Here is a 14,786-nt window from a genome sequence, read left to right as displayed (position 1 = left end):
GGTCGCCTTTGTCACGGCTTCTGCCTATCGAGGGGTACCCCAATCGTGTGTTGACCGAGATAGTATTTCATCAAAGGACGTGGTGGATTTCCAGTTGAAACTGCCCGGCCTTGAGCATCCAGGACAGCCTCTTTTCGGCTGTTCCTTCGCCACGCGAAATTGATCGTTTCAGTGGTGCTGCGAGTCACGTCTTCAAGAAGAATATACTTGAGATAAATAATGCTTTGCAAGCGAGCATCCAATCCATTCAAATTCTCGATCGACACATAGCCATTGACATCCTTACTTGCCGTGATCGCATCCGCCTGCGAAATACCATTATCCAGGTGGTTCAGCATGTTTTCTCTTTTCACCAAATAGAAGCATGCACTGTCTACGCAATTTTCAGCGTTGCGTCCACCTCTGTTGTCGCGAGCTATCAGCGTGTCGGGGTCCCATCCAAGAGAGGGAAAATTATTCGATGGAAATGTCCTTTTAAAACTTCGAAACTCCCCATATGCTTTGTAATTTCCAAGATGGGTCAACTGAATGAGACCACGCCCGTAGTAAGGACTGTATCGCGCATTCTCTCCACCACCTTCTTTAACCATACTTAAGTTTGCGGTCTCCGGAATTACATGGGCAAACAGATGAAGCAATCTTTGCCTGGATGCGCTGACTCCATACTTCCTTGTCGCCCTGTTGAACGGAAGCGCCCACTCGTTTGCTCGTGCAATGGCTGTTTGCCAGGTGATCTGCGACGAATTGAAAGAACCGCCATTCAAATGCAATTGTTTTCTCGGAAAACACTGCGCGAGTTCCTGTGCGCTCAACCATCCGCATCGCCGCATGTGCCCCACAAATTCTCTCGGATGAAAACGCCAGTCAGCATCCAGAACTGCTTGGGGTAGTTCAGGAAAGCTGAGCGCTTTCGCGTGGTTCACGAATCGGCGCCACTTCTGTGCACTCGTGGCGTCATCGTCGGTCGATTTGGAGTCTCCGGTTTCCAGCCATCCGTAGCGCGCCTCAATGCTTGTTTGATCCCATTCGCTGGGGAATCGACAAATGGCTCGGCGCAGCTTCTTTCTTACTTCGACCTCTCCCAGCCGACGCGCCAATTGAGCGACTTGCATGCGCTGGTCATTCTTGGGGTCGGGGTCACGAATCAGCGTCTTCATATGCAGCGAGTCGCATCGCTGATCGGTCGGCGCTGGATCGTCGTCAAAGCAGTTCCAACCCATGACAGGCAGGAAATCGGCATCGCTGAACTTGAAGGTGCCTTGTGCATTGAGGTCCGCCCATATCTCTCCGGAGCTCGTGGCGATCTTGCGCCAATGGGCTGCGTTGGCTGGGAGCGGATCGCTCCCCAGGTTGCGCCCGAAGCGCAGCAACTCATACCAGCCGCTGGGACTGCTCGTGGCCTGCGCGGCGGCATCCAGCGCATCGTGACGATCATTGGAAGCGAGGTACAGGTCGTATTCGAAGCTCTGACTGGCGGTTGCTGGAGCGTTCGCGCGATGAACATAGTCGTCTCGACTGTCGTTCCTCGGCGAGCCGACTGGCACGCCGCGCGCGTCGTAGCTCGTCAGGGTCGCTCGACCTTTTTCGTAGGCGATTTGCACCCACAAAGGGGCGTGCAGCGTGTTGGGCGGAAAGTAGTCGGAGGCGGCGCTTGCCGCGCCACCCGGGTTGCCAGCTGTGCGCATGTGACTGGTCGGCCGGCTGGTGCTGGTCGGCGTGCCGGCAGGCAGATAAATATAGAGACTGCCAAAGACACTGTCGGTGCGGCCATTGGCGGCAGGAGGCGTCAGCGCCAATGGGTCGACCCAATCGGGGCCGCGTCTCGTGAGCGACACAAGGTTCGCCTTGTTGCAGCAGATTTCGAAGTGAACCTGCCCATCGTGACCATAGATTTGCCCCGGTGAGCCAAGCTCTTCCTTTCGATAGACGGCATTTCCAACCGACCATGCCATGCCTGTTCTGGGGCAGGCGGCAATGCTGCTCAGATGCATGCAAACGCTGTAGTAGACGACCTCCGTGGCGAGAGTCCCCGCAGCACCGATCTCCGTCTTGTGTTCGATGACAAGGAGCCCGTCGCTGGTCCAGGCGGCGGAAGGCGTATCAGTGGGAAGTGGGTTGTAGTTCAGCGGATGATCGAGCTCTGCATTCCGCGCAGTGGGTGAATGAACAAAGACGACCGTGCCATCGGCGACGGCACGAACTGACAAGTACGCCCCATCGACAATGGGTGCCTGGATATGGATACCGTTGTGCCAAGCCAATTTCAGGCTCAAGGGAAACGAACCCTCAGGTGCGTTGGTGCTCGTCAGGCGAGAGGCAGGTTGCGCCATGGCCGTGTCGAGCCATGCATCGTCGGACTGGCCGGCATGATCGGGCAGAAAGGGCGGGCTGATGATCATGTACGCGTCTCACAAGGAGACCCCGTCGAGATCAAGACCGGCGTCGCTCGCCGCAGCAGGAAAAAAGGGAAACGCAGGAGAGTGAATCGAGAGCAGCACGGCATCGACGGCTTCCATGACAAGGAAATAGGTCGAGGCAGTTTGCTGGGGCTGCTCTGCTCACACTGCGAACAATCGTCACCCGAAACTCAGTTAGGCGGGCCTGGCATCTAACTACCAGCCCGACCCGTGAAAAAGTCGATACCGCAGGGAAATGCTCAGTCCAGCGTCGGCTCCGCTCTGGCCTCAGGCGGCGGTGCGCCGTCGTCGCCGGCCACCGGCGTCCCCACCGGCTCCGCCGCCTGCGCAATCGCCAGCACCGCCGCGGCCGTGCGTTCGGCCGCCCCGCGGTTCGACGACGAGAAGGCCAGCGCAGCCTGCGCCATCACGGCGCGGCGCTCCGGGTTCTCGACCAGCTTGAGCGCGGCCGTCACGGCCTGCTCCATGCCCTCGACGCGCAGCGACGCGCCCGCCGCCAGCGACAGCTGCGCCGCCTCAGCGAAGTTGAAAGTCGACGGGCCCATGACCACCGGGCAGCCGCAGGCCGCCGGCTCGATGAGGTTCTGCCCGCCCAGCGGCTCGAAGCTGCCGCCGAGCAAGGCCACGTCGGCCAGGCCGTAGTACAGCGCCATCTCGCCCAGCGAATCGCCGAGCCAGATCTCGGCCTCGGCCGGCTGGCCGGCCGCGCTGCGGCGCGCCACCGCGAAGCCTTCGGCCTCGATGAGCGCCGCCACTTCGTCGAAACGCTGCGGATGGCGCGGCACGATCATCCATTGCACGTCGTGCACGCGCTTGGCGATCGAGCGGATCGCGCCCTGCTCGGGCGGCACCGGCGAGGTGGCGCCGAAGCGCTTGAGCACCTCGAGCAGCAGCCGCTCCTCGCCGTCGCGCGAGCTGGCCAGCACGACCATCGGGCGCGGCAGGTGCTCGCGCAGCGACACGGCCGTGGCCAGTTGCCGCGCGTCGGGCGTGGCGTCGAACTTGAGGTTGCCGTAGATCCCGGCCACCTTGGCGCCCAGCGACACCAGCCGGTGCGCGTCGGCTTCGGTCTGCGCCCAGACGGCGGCGAGCGCCGAGTACGCCGGCCGCGCCAGCCCGCTGAGCCGCTCGGCCGCGGCGCGCGATTTCTCGTTGAGCCGCGCATTGGCCAGCACCAGCGGAATGCGGCGCTCGGCGCAGGCGGCGGCCATCTCGGGCCAGACCTCGGTTTCCATCAGCACGCCGATGCGCGGCTGGAAGCGGTCGAGAAAGCGGGCGACGGCGCCCGGCGTGTCCCACGGCTGCCAGACCTGCGTGTCGCCCGGCTCGAGCAGCTTGGCGCCCTCTTCGCGGCCCGTGGCGGTGCCGTGCGTGAGCAGGATCGGAATGCCCGGGTACTGGCGCCGCAGCTCGGCGATCAGGATGGCGGCGGCGCGCGTCTCACCCAGCGAGACGGCGTGCACCCAGCACTGGGCAAAGCCGGTGGTGGCGTCGTCGTAGTGGCCGAAGCGCTCCTCGACGGCCACGGCATAGCCGGGCTCGGCGACGGCGCGGCGGCGCAGCTTGCGGCGGACCAGCGGTTGGACGGCGGTGGTGAAGACGCCGTAGAGGCGAAGCAGCAGGGAACGCACAGGTTCTTCAGTGGGCAGCAGCGGCCAGCGTGGCGTCGGGCTTGACCGTTCGCAGCACCGCAAGCATCTCGGTCTCGATGCGTTGGAGCGCCGCCTCGGTCTGGCCTTCGAAGCGCAGCACCAGCACGGGGGTGGTATTGGAAGCGCGGATCAGCCCGAATCCATCGGGCCAGTCCACGCGCAGGCCGTCGATGGTCGAGACCTGGGCAGGCGCGTCGAAGCGCGCGTTCTGCACGAGCTGGGCGACCAGCGCGTGGGGCTCGCCTTCGGCGCAGGCGACGTTCAGTTCAGGGGTCGAGAAGCTGGTGGGCAGCGCATTCAGCACGGCGTTCGCGTCCGGGTGCTTGCTCAGGATCTCGAGCAGGCGGCAGCCGGCGTAGGTGCCGTCGTCGAAACCGTACCAGCGCTCCTTGAAGAAGATGTGGCCGCTCATCTCGCCGCCCAGCGGCGAATCGATTTCCTTCATCTTCGCCTTGATGAGCGAATGGCCGGTCTTGTAGATCATCGGCGTGCCGCCCGCGGCCTCGATGGCCGGCGCCAGGCGCTGCGAGCACTTCACGTCGTAGACGATGGTGCCGCCGGGCACGCGCGAGAGCACGTCCTGCGCGAAGAGCTGCATCTGGCGGTCGGGGAAGATGTTCTGGCCGTCCTTCGTGACGATGCCCAGGCGGTCGCCGTCGCCGTCGAAAGCCAGGCCCAGCTCGGCCTGGCCCTTGGCCAGTTCGACCATCAGGTCCCGGAGGTTGTCGGGCTTGCTCGGGTCGGGGTGGTGGTTGGGGAAGTTGCCGTCGACCTCGCTGAACAGCTCGACCACATCGCAACCGATGGCGCGGAAGATGGCCGGTGCGGTCGCGCCCGCGATGCCGTTGCCCGAATCGACCACGATCTTCATGGGGCGCGCCAGCTTGATGTCGCCCACGATGCGCTGCACGTAGGCGTCGGTCACGTCGACCTTGCGCACGCTGCCGCCGGGCGCCAGCGTGGCGCTGCCGTCTTCCATGGTCTTGCGCAGGCCCTGGATCTCGTCGCCGTAGATCGCGCGGCCGGCCAGCACCATCTTGAAGCCGTTGTAGTCCTTCGGGTTGTGGCTGCCCGTGACCTGGATGCCGCTGGTGCACAGCGTGTGGGCCGCGAAGTACAGCATCGGGGTCGTGACCGCGCCGATGTCGATCACCTCGACGCCGGTGGCGACCAGGCCGTCGATCAGCGCGTCCACCAGCGCCGGGCCCGACAGGCGCCCGTCGCGGCCCACGGCCACCGCGGTCTCGCCGGCCGCGCGGGCTGCGCTGCCGAAGGCACGGCCCAGCGCCTCGGCCACTTCGACATCGAGACTGAGGGGCACGACGCCGCGGATGTCATAGGCCTTGAAGATCGATGCGCTGAGCTGCATGAAGGGCGGGGTCACTGTTGGTTCGGAGTCGGGCATTGTAGGCAACGTGTTGTAGACATCGATGTCCGAAAACGGCCAGTTGAAACGAGTCGAAACCGTATCATTTCCCCATGTCTACCGCCCACGCCCCCTCCGAAGTGCTCGAGAGCGACGCCTGCTACCTGGCGATGAAGACGCACGACGCGCGCTTCGACGGCTCGTTCTTCACGGCCGTGACCTCCACCGGCATCTACTGCCGGCCGGTGTGCCGCGTGAAGCTGCCGCGGCGCGAGAACTGCCGCTTCTTCCGCCACGCGGCCCAGGCCGAGGCCGCAGGCTTTCGGCCCTGCCTGCGCTGCCGGCCCGAGCTGGCACCGCGCGCGGCCAGCTGGTCGACCGAAGATGCCTCGCGCATCCTGGCGCTGCAGGCGGCGCGGCTCATCGACGAGCCCGATGCCTGGTCGGAGGAAGGCCCCGGCGCGGCGCAGATCGCGGCCCGCCTGGGCGTCAGCGACCGCCACCTGCGGCGCATCTTCGAGGCGCAGTTCGGCGTGTCACCGCTGCAGTACCTGCAGACGCGCCGCCTGCTGGCCGCCAAGCAGCTCATCGCCGACACGCGCCTGCCGATGACGCAGGTGGCGCTGGCCAGCGGCTTCGCGAGCGTGCGGCGCTTCAATGCAGCCTTCGTGGAGCACTACGGGCTCAACCCGAGCGCGCTGCGCCGCGCGGGCGGCACCGAGGGCGGAGAAGGCAAGGCCATCGAGGTGCGGCTGGGCTTTCGCCCGCCCTACGACGCCAACGCCATGCTCGGCTTCTTCGCACGGCGCGCGCTGCGCGGCGTCGAGACCGTGCACACCGCCGACGGCAAGGAGCCCGCCAAGGGCAGCACGCCGACCTACGTGCGCCTGGCGCGCACCCTGCGCGTGCAGCAGGGCGGGCAGACGCACGCCGGCTGGCTGCAGCTGCGCTTCGACCTCGAACGCGAGCAGGTGCTGCTGGCCGTGAGTGATTCGCTGGCCGCGGTGCTGCCCATCGTCATCAGCCGCGCCCGCGCGCTGTTCGACCTCGACGCGGAGCCGATGGCGATCAATGCCGCCCTGCACGCCGCCTTTCCGCATGGCGACGGGCTGCGCGTGCCGGGCACGGTCGACGGCTTCGAGCTCGCGGTGCGCGCGGTGCTGGGCCAGCAGATCACCGTGGCCGCGGCACGCACGCTGGGCTCGCGGCTGGTCGAGGCCTTCGGCGACGCGATCGACACGCCCATCGACGGCCTGACCCGCCTGTTCCCCACACCCGCCGCGCTGGCAGCGGCCAGCGGCGATGCGCTCGGGCAGCTGGGCATCGTGCGCCAGCGACAGGCCGCACTGCAGGCCATCGCGCGCGAAGTGGCCTCGGGCCGGCTGGCGCTGCATGCGGGCGCCGACGTGCCTTCCACCCTCGCGGCGCTGCAGGAACTGCCCGGCATCGGCGCCTGGACCGCGCAGTACATCGCGATGCGCGCGCTGCGCTGGCCCGACGCCTTTCCCGCCGGCGACGTGGCCCTGCAGAAGGCGCTGGGCGTGACCACCGCGCGCGCCGCGGGCGAGGCCTCGCAGGCCTGGCGCCCCTGGCGCAGCTATGCGGTGCTGCGCGCGTGGCACACCCCACCCGCGCCACCCGAACCGGCATCGGCTGTAACGCCGACCGCCACATCTTCCGACCTCGCAACGGCAGGCCCCGTGCCTGAAAGACCATGAAATTCAAGCGCACCGTCATCTACACCTCGCACACCGACACGCCGCTGGGCGGCGTCACGATGGCCGCCACCGACCAGGGCCTGGCCGGCGTCTGGTTCGACCACCAGCGCCACTGGCCCGACACCACGGGCTGGCAGACGAAAGACGACCACCCCGCGCTGGTCGAGGCCGCTGCGCAGCTGCGCGACTACTTCGCGGGCCGCCGCAGCCACTTCGACATGCAGCTCGACCTGTCGCACGGCACCGCCTTCCAGCAGAGCGTGTGGCAGGCGCTGCTGGCCATCCCGGCCGGCGAGACCACGACCTACGGCGCGCTGAGCCAGCGCGTGGGCAACCCGGCCGCGGTGCGCGCGGTCGGCGCGGCGGTCGGACGCAACCCGATCAGCGTGATCGTGCCCTGCCACCGCGTGCTGGGTGCAGACGGCTCGCTGACCGGTTACGCTGGCGGGCTCGAGCGCAAGACGGCCTTGCTCGAACTCGAGACCGGCAAGTAAGACAGAAGAAAACACCGCCCATGGCGCAGCGCCACATCCCCTCGATGTGGCGCCGCGCCATTCCCCAAAGAGACGCATGACCACAACGAACAACAACACCACCGTCGCTCCCTCGCCTTCGCCCGCTCCCGCCGCGCTCGCACCGAAGGCGTGGCTCATCGATCTCGTGCTGCTGGGCGCGCTGTGGGGCGCCTCTTTCCTGTTCATGCGCATCGGCGCGGCGGAGTTCGGCGCGCTGCCGACCGCGGCCGTGCGCGTGGTCATCGCGGCGCTGTTCCTGCTGCCGATTGCGCTGCTGCGCGGCCAGGGGCCGTCGATCGCCAAGCACTGGAAGGCCAGCCTCACGGTCGGCATCTTCAACTCGGGCATGCCCTTCGCGCTGTTCTGCTTCGCACTGCTGACCATCAACACCGGCCTGGCGGCGGTGCTCAACGCCACCACGCCGATGTTCGGCGCGCTCGTGGCCTGGGCCTGGTTCCGCGAGCGGCCGAACGGCTCGCGCCTCGTTGGGCTGGTGATCGGTTTCGCGGGCGTCGCGATGCTCGCCAGCCGCAGCGCCGGCCTGCATGCCGGCGCCAGCAACCACGCCGCGCTGTGGGCCGTGCTGGCCTGCCTGGCGGCCTGCCTGTGCTACGGCATCTCGGCCAGCGCCACGCGGCGCCACCTGTCCGGCGTGCCCGCGCTGACCACGGCCACCGGCAGCCAGATCGGCGCCAGCCTGTTCCTCGCGCTGCCCGCGATCTGGCTCTGGCCCGCGCAGATGCCCAGCCTGCGCGCGTGGCTGGCGCTGCTGGCCCTGGGCATCGCCTGCACGGGCGTGGCCTACATCCTGTTCTTCCGGCTCATCGAACGCGCCGGCCCGGCCCGCGCGCTCACCGTGACCTTCCTCGTGCCGGTGTTCGCGCTGTTCTACGGCGCCGTGTTCCTCGGCGAGCAGATCACGCAGTGGATGCTGATCTGCGCCTTCGTGATCGTGTGCGGCGTGGCGCTGTCGACCGGCATCGTCAAGCTGCCGTCGCTGCGCAAGGCCGCGGGCTGAGCTTTCTTCAGACCACGCCGGCCACCACGTTCACGGACAGGGCCAGCACGAGCATGTTGAAGGCGAAGGCGAGCACGCTGTGGACCAGCGTGATGCGCCGCATCTCGTGCGAGGTGGCCTGCACGTCCGACACCTGCGAGGTCATGCCGATCACGTAGGCGTAGTACATGAAGTCGAAGTAGTCGGGCGCTTCCTTGCCCGGAAAGTCGAGCCCGCCGTCGGAGGCGCTTTCCTTGCGGTCGATGTAGTAGCGGTGCGCGTAGTGAAAGGCGTAGATCGTGTGCATCATCAGCCACGACCCCGCCAGCGCCACCAGCCCCAGCGCCACGTGCGCGCCGCGCGCCCAGCCGCTGAGCTGGCGCACCTGCTGCAGCAGCATCGCGATGGCGACGACGCTCACGCCCACCGCCACCAGCATCGAGACCAGGATCACGACGTTGGGCTGGTCCAGCTGCTGTGCGCGCTCGCGCGTGCGCTGGGCGTCGAAGGTCTCGGCCAGCCACCAGCTGAGCAGCTGGTACACCGCCACGCCGGCGCACCAGCCGGCCAGCGCGCGCGCCGTGAGGCCCATCGGCCAGGGCAGCAGCGCCACCGCGACGGCCGCGGCGGCCCCATAGAGAAGGCGTTGGGGACCGGTGGTGGTGGAAAGGTGTTGGCGCATGGGCGCACTGTAGCGCCGCTCGCCCTCGCGGCCGCACGGGCGAGGCAGAACCCGGCATAGCCACTCCCCGCAAGACCGGCAGGCGGTGCCGGTCTTAGTCTGCGCTCCGATCGACACCACAACGACCGGAGACACGCCCCCATGCCCGCCGCCCGCCCCGAGCCCACGCCCTCCTCCTTCCAACGCATCGCCCGCATCGCGCTGGGCGACGTGATCCACCGCAGCGCGCGGCGCTTCGGCGCGCGCACTGCGCTGATCGAGGGCGAGCACCGCATGAGCTACACCGAGCTCGACGCCGCATCGAACCGCTTCGCGCACCACCTGCTAGGCCTGGGCCTCGCAAGCGGCGAGCGCGTGGCCATGCTGTGCAACAACTCGATCGAGATGGTGGTCGCGCTGCTCGGCATCCAGAAGGCCGGGCTCGTGTGGGTGCCGATCAACACGGCGCTCGCGGTCGACGCCATCGGCTACATCCTCGAGCATGCCGAGGCGCGGCACCTCGTGATCGACACCGCGCTGCACGCGCGCCCCGAGTTGCGCCAGCTGCTGGACACGGCGGCCGTCTCGCCGCTGCTGTGCGTGCTCGACGGCGACACGCCGCCGCCCGGCGTGCCCACCGTGGCGCAGGCCATCGCGCAGGGCCCCGCCACGCTGCCCGACGTGGCCATCGACACCAACCAGCTCGCGCTCATCATGTACACCAGCGGCACCACCGGCCGGCAGAAGGGCGTGATGCATTCGCACGCCTCGGTGCACTCGGTGCTCCAGAGCAACATGCTCGAATGGGGCGGCGGCCCGGCGCACCACGACGTGTGGAGCAACGTGCTGCCGCTCTTTCACTGCGGGCAGCACACGGTGTTGATGTCGGCGCTCGCGGTGGGCGGCACGAACGTCATCCTGCGCGGCTTCGACCCCGGCGCGATGCTCGCCGCCATCGAGCGCCACAGGATCACCGTGACGGTCGGGCTGCCCATGATGTACGGCGCGCTGCTGGCCCACCCGCAGCGCGAGTCGCGCGACCTGTCGAGCCTGCGGCTGTGCGTGTATGCGATGGCGCCGATGTCGCGCACGCTGCTGCTGCGCCTGCTCGATGCGCTGTGCCCGAACTTCGCGCTGGCCTCGGGGCAGACCGAGATGTACCCCGGCGCCACCATCTTCGAGACGCACCAGCAGCGCGAACGCTTCGGCTCGTACTGGGGCGTGGGCACGCTGGTGAACGAGGTCGCGGTGATGGGCGACGAGGGCGAGCTGCTGGCGCCGAACCAGGTCGGCGAGATCGTCTTTCGCGGACCGAACGTGATGCTCGGCTACTACAAGGACCCGCAGGCCACGGCGCATGCGCAGCGCTTTGGCTGGCACCACTCGGGCGACCTGGGCAAGCTGGACGACGACGGGCAGCTGATCTTTCTCGACCGGCTCAAGGACATGGTCAAGTCGGGCGGCGAGAACGTGCCCTCGCTCAAGGTCGAGGAGGTGCTGCTGCGCCACCCGGGCGTGCTCAACGCCGCGGTGGTCGGCCTGCCGCACGAGCGCTGGGGCGAGGCCATCACGGCCTTCGTCACGCGCCGGCCCGATGCGCCGGCGGACTTCTCGGAAGCTGCGCTCACGGCGCACTGCAAGGAACACCTCGGCGGCTTCGAGGTGCCCAAGGACATCGTCTTCCTGCCCGCGCTGCCGATGACCTCGACGGGCAAGATCCAGAAGTTCGAGCTGCGCCAGGCGCACCAGGCGCACTACCAACGCGACTGAATCAGGATGACGACAGCTTCTGCAGCAGCGACGCGCGCACTTCCTTCTTGAGCACCTTGCCGACCTTGGAGCGCGGCAGGTCGGCCCACACCTCGACCTGCTTGGGCGCCTTCACGCTGCCGATGCGCGACTTGACGAAGGTCTTGATCGCCTCGGCATCGACGCTGCGGCCCGCGTGCAGCTGCAGCACGGCCACCACGCGCTCGCCCCACTTCTCGTCGGGCAGGCCGACGACGGCGCTGTCCTGCACGTCGGGGTGCTGCATCAGCACCTGCTCCACCTCGGCGGAGTAGACGTTGAAGCCGCCCGAGATGATCATGTCCTTGGCGCGGTCGACGATGTACAGGAAGCCGTCGCCGTCGAGGTAGCCGATGTCGCCCGTGTGGTGCCAGCCGTGGCGCGAGGCCTCCTGCGTGGCCTTCGGGTCCTTGTAGTAGCCGCGCATCACGAGCGAGCCGCGCACCACGATCTCGCCGCTCTCACCCGTGGGCAGCAAGGCGCCCTCGCCGTTCATGATGCCGACCTGCACCAGCGGCCCGGGCCGCCCCGCCGAGGCCAGGCGCTGGCGCGCCACAGAGCCGTCGGCGTTGAAGTGGTCGCGCGGCGGCATCATCGAGACCATCATCGGCGCCTCGGTCTGGCCGAAGAGCTGGGCCATGACGGGGCCGATCTTGTCGAGCGCTTCTTCGAGCCGTGCGGCCGACATGGGCGCGGCGCCGTACCAGAAGCACTGCAGCGAGTCGCGCTTCGTCTGCGCCAGGTCCGGGTGCTGCAGCAGCATGTAGATCAGCGTCGGCGGCAGGAAGGTGTGGGTGACGCGCCGGCGCTCGATGAGCGAAAGGAACTCGCTCAGGTCGGGCTTGGGCATGATGACCACGCGCCCGCCCAGCGCCATCACGGGCAGGCACAGCACGCCGGCCGCATGCGTGAGCGGCGCGAGCGCCAGGTACACGGGCCGGCCCTCGAAGGGGTAGCCCATGAGGGTCAGCGCCGACATGGCCTCCAGGTTGCCGCCCGACAGCATCACGCCCTTGGGCTGGCCGGTGGTGCCGCCGGTGCCGGCGATCATGGCCACGTCGTCGGGCGGTGCGATGTCGATCGGCGCATCGTCCAGCCCGTCGAGCCATTCGTCCATGGCGGGCGCGAAGGCCTGCCGCTGGTCGAGGCACACCAGCGCCTTCAGCTTCGGCAGCTGCGCGCGCATCTGCTCGACCATGGGCGCGTAGTTGCTGTGGAACACGAGGCAGGCGCAATCGAAGGCATCGAGCACGAAGGCGTTCTCGCTGGCCTCGTTGCGCGGGTTGATCGGGCACCACACGCCACCGGCGCGCGAGATGCCGAACACCGTGGCGAAGGCCAGGGCGTCGTTGCTCGAGAGCACCGCCACCTTGTCGCCGGGCGGGATGCCCGCGCGCTGCAGGCCGCGCGCCACGCGCCAGCTGATGCGTTGCACCTGGCCGTAGCTCAGGTCGGCGTCGCCCATGGTGAGGCACGGCGAATCGGCGCCCTGCTGGGCGCCTTTGTCGAGGTAGTCGACGAGGCGCATGCGCGTCAGCCCATCCGCGTGAGCACGGGTTCCTGCACCAGCCCGAAGCTGCGCAGCGCCCCCAGCAGCTCGCGGTGCCCGAAGGCCTGGCAGCCCGAGGCAAAGCCGGCGCGGCGCGGCGCCTGCTGCAGCAGCGAAGCCGCGGCATAGGCCTGCAGCAGGCCGGTCTGCTTGTAGTTGCAATTGCCGAAGATCACGCAGTGCGCGCGGCCCAGCGGACCGGAGGCATGCACCGAATCGACGGACTTGTTGATGCGCGGGTTCTCGCGCGGCGGCATGGTGTTCATCACGCCCGCGGCCGTCTGCGCCAGCGCCGCATAGCGGTCTTCGTCGTTCATGCCTTCGGTGGCCTTGAGCGCGGCGGCCACGATCTGCGGCACGCCCAGCATCAGCGGCTTGTTGAAGACGCCGCCGAGCACCTTCACGTTGGCCACGCGCGGATCGCGCTTGAACCACACCGGGTGCGAGGTGCCGCCCCAGGGCAACGCCAATGCGGCTTCGTGCTGACCCGGAATCGACAGGTGGTACAGGCCCGCGTCGGGTTGCCATTCGACGTACTGGTTCTGCTCCAGGTAGAAGGCCTTGGACGTAGCCGCGTTCACCAGGATGGTCTGCGTCGACGCGATGGTCGGGCTGCCGCCCCAGAACACGGCGATGTCGAGCGTGTCGAGGCCCGGCGTTTCCAGGCACAGCTGCGCCGCGATTTCGCCGGTGGTGTACATCTGCGCCAGGCCGGGCGACAGCAGCAGGCCGGCCGCCGCGAACTTGGCGCCGTATTTCTGGTCGAGCGTGATGAGCCAGTCTTGTTCGCCGGTGGTGTCGGTGTAGTGGCAGCCGGCGGCCAGGCAGGCATCGACCACCTCGGGACCGAACTTGGCGAACGGCCCCACCGTGTTGAGCACCACCGAGGCGCCGCTGAAGAGCTCGGTGAGCGCCTGGACCGTGTGCGCGACCTCGACCACTTCGTAGTCCGCGGTCTCGATGCCGGGCACGTTCGACTTCATCGCGGCCTCGAGCTTCTCCGCGCTGCGGCCCGCCGCAATGAAGGGGATGTGGTACTCGCGCAGGTACTCGCAGACCAGGCGTCCGGTGTAGCCAGAGGCGCCGTAGACGATGACGGGTTTCTTCTTGCTGCTCATGTTTTTTGCTCCTTGTTGATCGCTCACATGCCCATGCCGCCGTCCACCGCGAGGCCCGCGCCGGTGATGAACCGGGCGGCGTCGGAGCAGAGGAAGACCACCACGTCGGCCATGTCGCCGATCTCGCCGAGGCGGCCCAGCGGCGTCTGGCCGATGACGTCGCCCACGGCGGCCTCGACGCTGGGCGCCAGCCCCGCGGCCACGATGTCGTTGGCGAGCTTCATGCCCATGTCGGTGGGCACGAGCCCGGGGTAGATGCAGTTGACGCGCACGCCGTAGCCCAGCTTGCCGGACTCCATGGCCGCCACGCGCGTGGCGCGGTCGACCGCCGACTTCGTCGCCGAGTAGCCAGCGATGGCGGGAAAGGCGATGGTGGCCGCGACCGAGGCGATGTTGACCACCGCCCCGCCGCCACCCGCGCTGCCGCCGGGGCGCATGGCGCGAAAGGCGTGCTTCATGCCCAGCAGCGTGCCGGCCACGTTCACGTCGAGCATGCGGCGCAGGTCGTCGCCGTCGACGTCGACCACCAGCGAGGTGATCTCGATGCCGGCGTTGTTGACCAGGATGTCGAAGCCGCCCAGCGCCTTCACCGTGGCTTCGGTGGCAGCCGCCCAGTCGCCGTCCTTCGTGACGTCGAGCGGGACGAAGCCCACCTTCGCCCCTTCGGCCGAGAGCCGCTGCGCGGTCTCCTTGCCCAGATCGGCGAGCACGTCGCCGATCATCACCGACGCACCCGCTTGCGCCAGTGCCTGTGCGATGCCCGCGCCGATGCCGCGCGCACCACCCGTCACCAGGGCCTTGCGCCCCGTCAAGTCGAACTTGGCCATCACTTGTCTCCTGTGGATATGTGTATGAGATGGAGCAGCCATGCTAGGAATCGACTTGACGAGTGTCAAGAATTTTTTTGACGACTGCCCAAATTTCGTAAAATGCCTCTGGAATGCACGTAGGAGGGATTTCCCACGCCGCGTGCTATGGTTTGCAATCACCAGGAAACACAGCGGC

The 14,786-nt window shown here is 67.7% G+C and carries 11 protein-coding genes; 4 read left to right on the top strand and 7 right to left on the bottom strand.

Annotated features, from left to right (window positions below; translation table 11 throughout):
• Positions 1-11 precede the first annotated feature (11 nt).
• The 3 genes from AC07Q9_RS23915 to AC07Q9_RS23905 all read right to left on the bottom strand — a co-directional run bounded on the left by AC07Q9_RS23915 (position 12) and on the right by AC07Q9_RS23905 (position 5,438).
• The gene (locus tag AC07Q9_RS23915; protein WP_495312013.1) at positions 12-2,399 is read right to left on the bottom strand and encodes a M23 family metallopeptidase; all 2,388 of its coding nucleotides are present in this window, start codon (positions 2,397-2,399) and stop codon (positions 12-14) included.
• A gap of 257 nt (positions 2,400-2,656) precedes the next feature.
• Complete coding sequence (locus AC07Q9_RS23910; protein ID WP_495312012.1) at positions 2,657-4,048, bottom strand: 3-deoxy-D-manno-octulosonic acid transferase; 1,392 nt, start codon at positions 4,046-4,048, stop codon at positions 2,657-2,659.
• 7 nt (positions 4,049-4,055) lie between these two features.
• Positions 4,056-5,438, bottom strand: coding sequence for a phosphomannomutase/phosphoglucomutase (locus tag AC07Q9_RS23905; protein WP_495312011.1), 1,383 nt, complete (start codon positions 5,436-5,438; stop codon positions 4,056-4,058).
• Between the two features lie 110 nt (positions 5,439-5,548).
• Here AC07Q9_RS23905 and AC07Q9_RS23900 point away from each other — a divergent pair, with 110 nt between their 5' ends.
• The 3 genes from AC07Q9_RS23900 (at position 5,549) to AC07Q9_RS23890 (ending at position 8,686) form a co-directional block, all read left to right on the top strand.
• Positions 5,549-7,153, top strand: coding sequence for a DNA-3-methyladenine glycosylase 2 family protein (locus tag AC07Q9_RS23900; protein ID WP_495312010.1), 1,605 nt, complete (start codon positions 5,549-5,551; stop codon positions 7,151-7,153).
• The gene (locus AC07Q9_RS23895) at positions 7,150-7,647 is read left to right on the top strand and encodes a methylated-DNA--[protein]-cysteine S-methyltransferase (RefSeq protein WP_492680665.1); all 498 of its coding nucleotides are present in this window, start codon (positions 7,150-7,152) and stop codon (positions 7,645-7,647) included. The genes AC07Q9_RS23900 and AC07Q9_RS23895 overlap by 4 nt, the downstream gene beginning before the upstream one ends.
• Before the next feature lie 76 nt (positions 7,648-7,723).
• Positions 7,724-8,686, top strand: coding sequence for a DMT family transporter (locus AC07Q9_RS23890; protein WP_095746282.1), 963 nt, complete (start codon positions 7,724-7,726; stop codon positions 8,684-8,686).
• Positions 8,687-8,693: 7 nt separating this feature from the next.
• Here the strand turns inward: AC07Q9_RS23890 and AC07Q9_RS23885 are convergent, their stop codons facing one another.
• Positions 8,694-9,347 (bottom strand): DUF1345 domain-containing protein, encoded by a 654-nt coding sequence (locus AC07Q9_RS23885; RefSeq protein ID WP_495312009.1) that lies wholly within the window; start codon positions 9,345-9,347, stop codon positions 8,694-8,696.
• A gap of 141 nt (positions 9,348-9,488) precedes the next feature.
• Between AC07Q9_RS23885 and AC07Q9_RS23880 the strand changes: the two genes are divergently transcribed.
• Positions 9,489-11,096 (top strand): class I adenylate-forming enzyme family protein, encoded by a 1,608-nt coding sequence (locus AC07Q9_RS23880; protein ID WP_495312008.1) that lies wholly within the window; start codon positions 9,489-9,491, stop codon positions 11,094-11,096.
• 1 nt (position 11,097) lies between these two features.
• Here the strand turns inward: AC07Q9_RS23880 and AC07Q9_RS23875 are convergent, their stop codons facing one another.
• The 3 genes from AC07Q9_RS23875 to AC07Q9_RS23865 are packed head-to-tail and all read right to left on the bottom strand — an operon-like array spanning position 11,098 to position 14,608.
• Positions 11,098-12,642, bottom strand: a complete 1,545-nt coding sequence (locus AC07Q9_RS23875; RefSeq protein WP_495312007.1) for an acyl-CoA synthetase — start codon at positions 12,640-12,642, stop codon at positions 11,098-11,100.
• A gap of 5 nt (positions 12,643-12,647) precedes the next feature.
• Positions 12,648-13,781 carry a DUF5938 domain-containing protein gene (locus tag AC07Q9_RS23870; RefSeq protein ID WP_495312006.1) on the bottom strand — a complete coding sequence of 378 codons (1,134 nt, stop codon included), beginning with the start codon at positions 13,779-13,781 and terminating at the stop codon, positions 12,648-12,650.
• A gap of 23 nt (positions 13,782-13,804) precedes the next feature.
• Entirely contained in the window at positions 13,805-14,608 is an 804-nt protein-coding gene (locus tag AC07Q9_RS23865; protein WP_095746287.1) for an SDR family NAD(P)-dependent oxidoreductase, read from the bottom strand.
• Positions 14,609-14,786 lie beyond the last annotated feature (178 nt).

It is taken from the genome of Variovorax sp. GW821-FHT09A10 (assembly GCF_059418385.1).
This window is presented reverse-complemented; position numbering and strand designations above follow the sequence as displayed.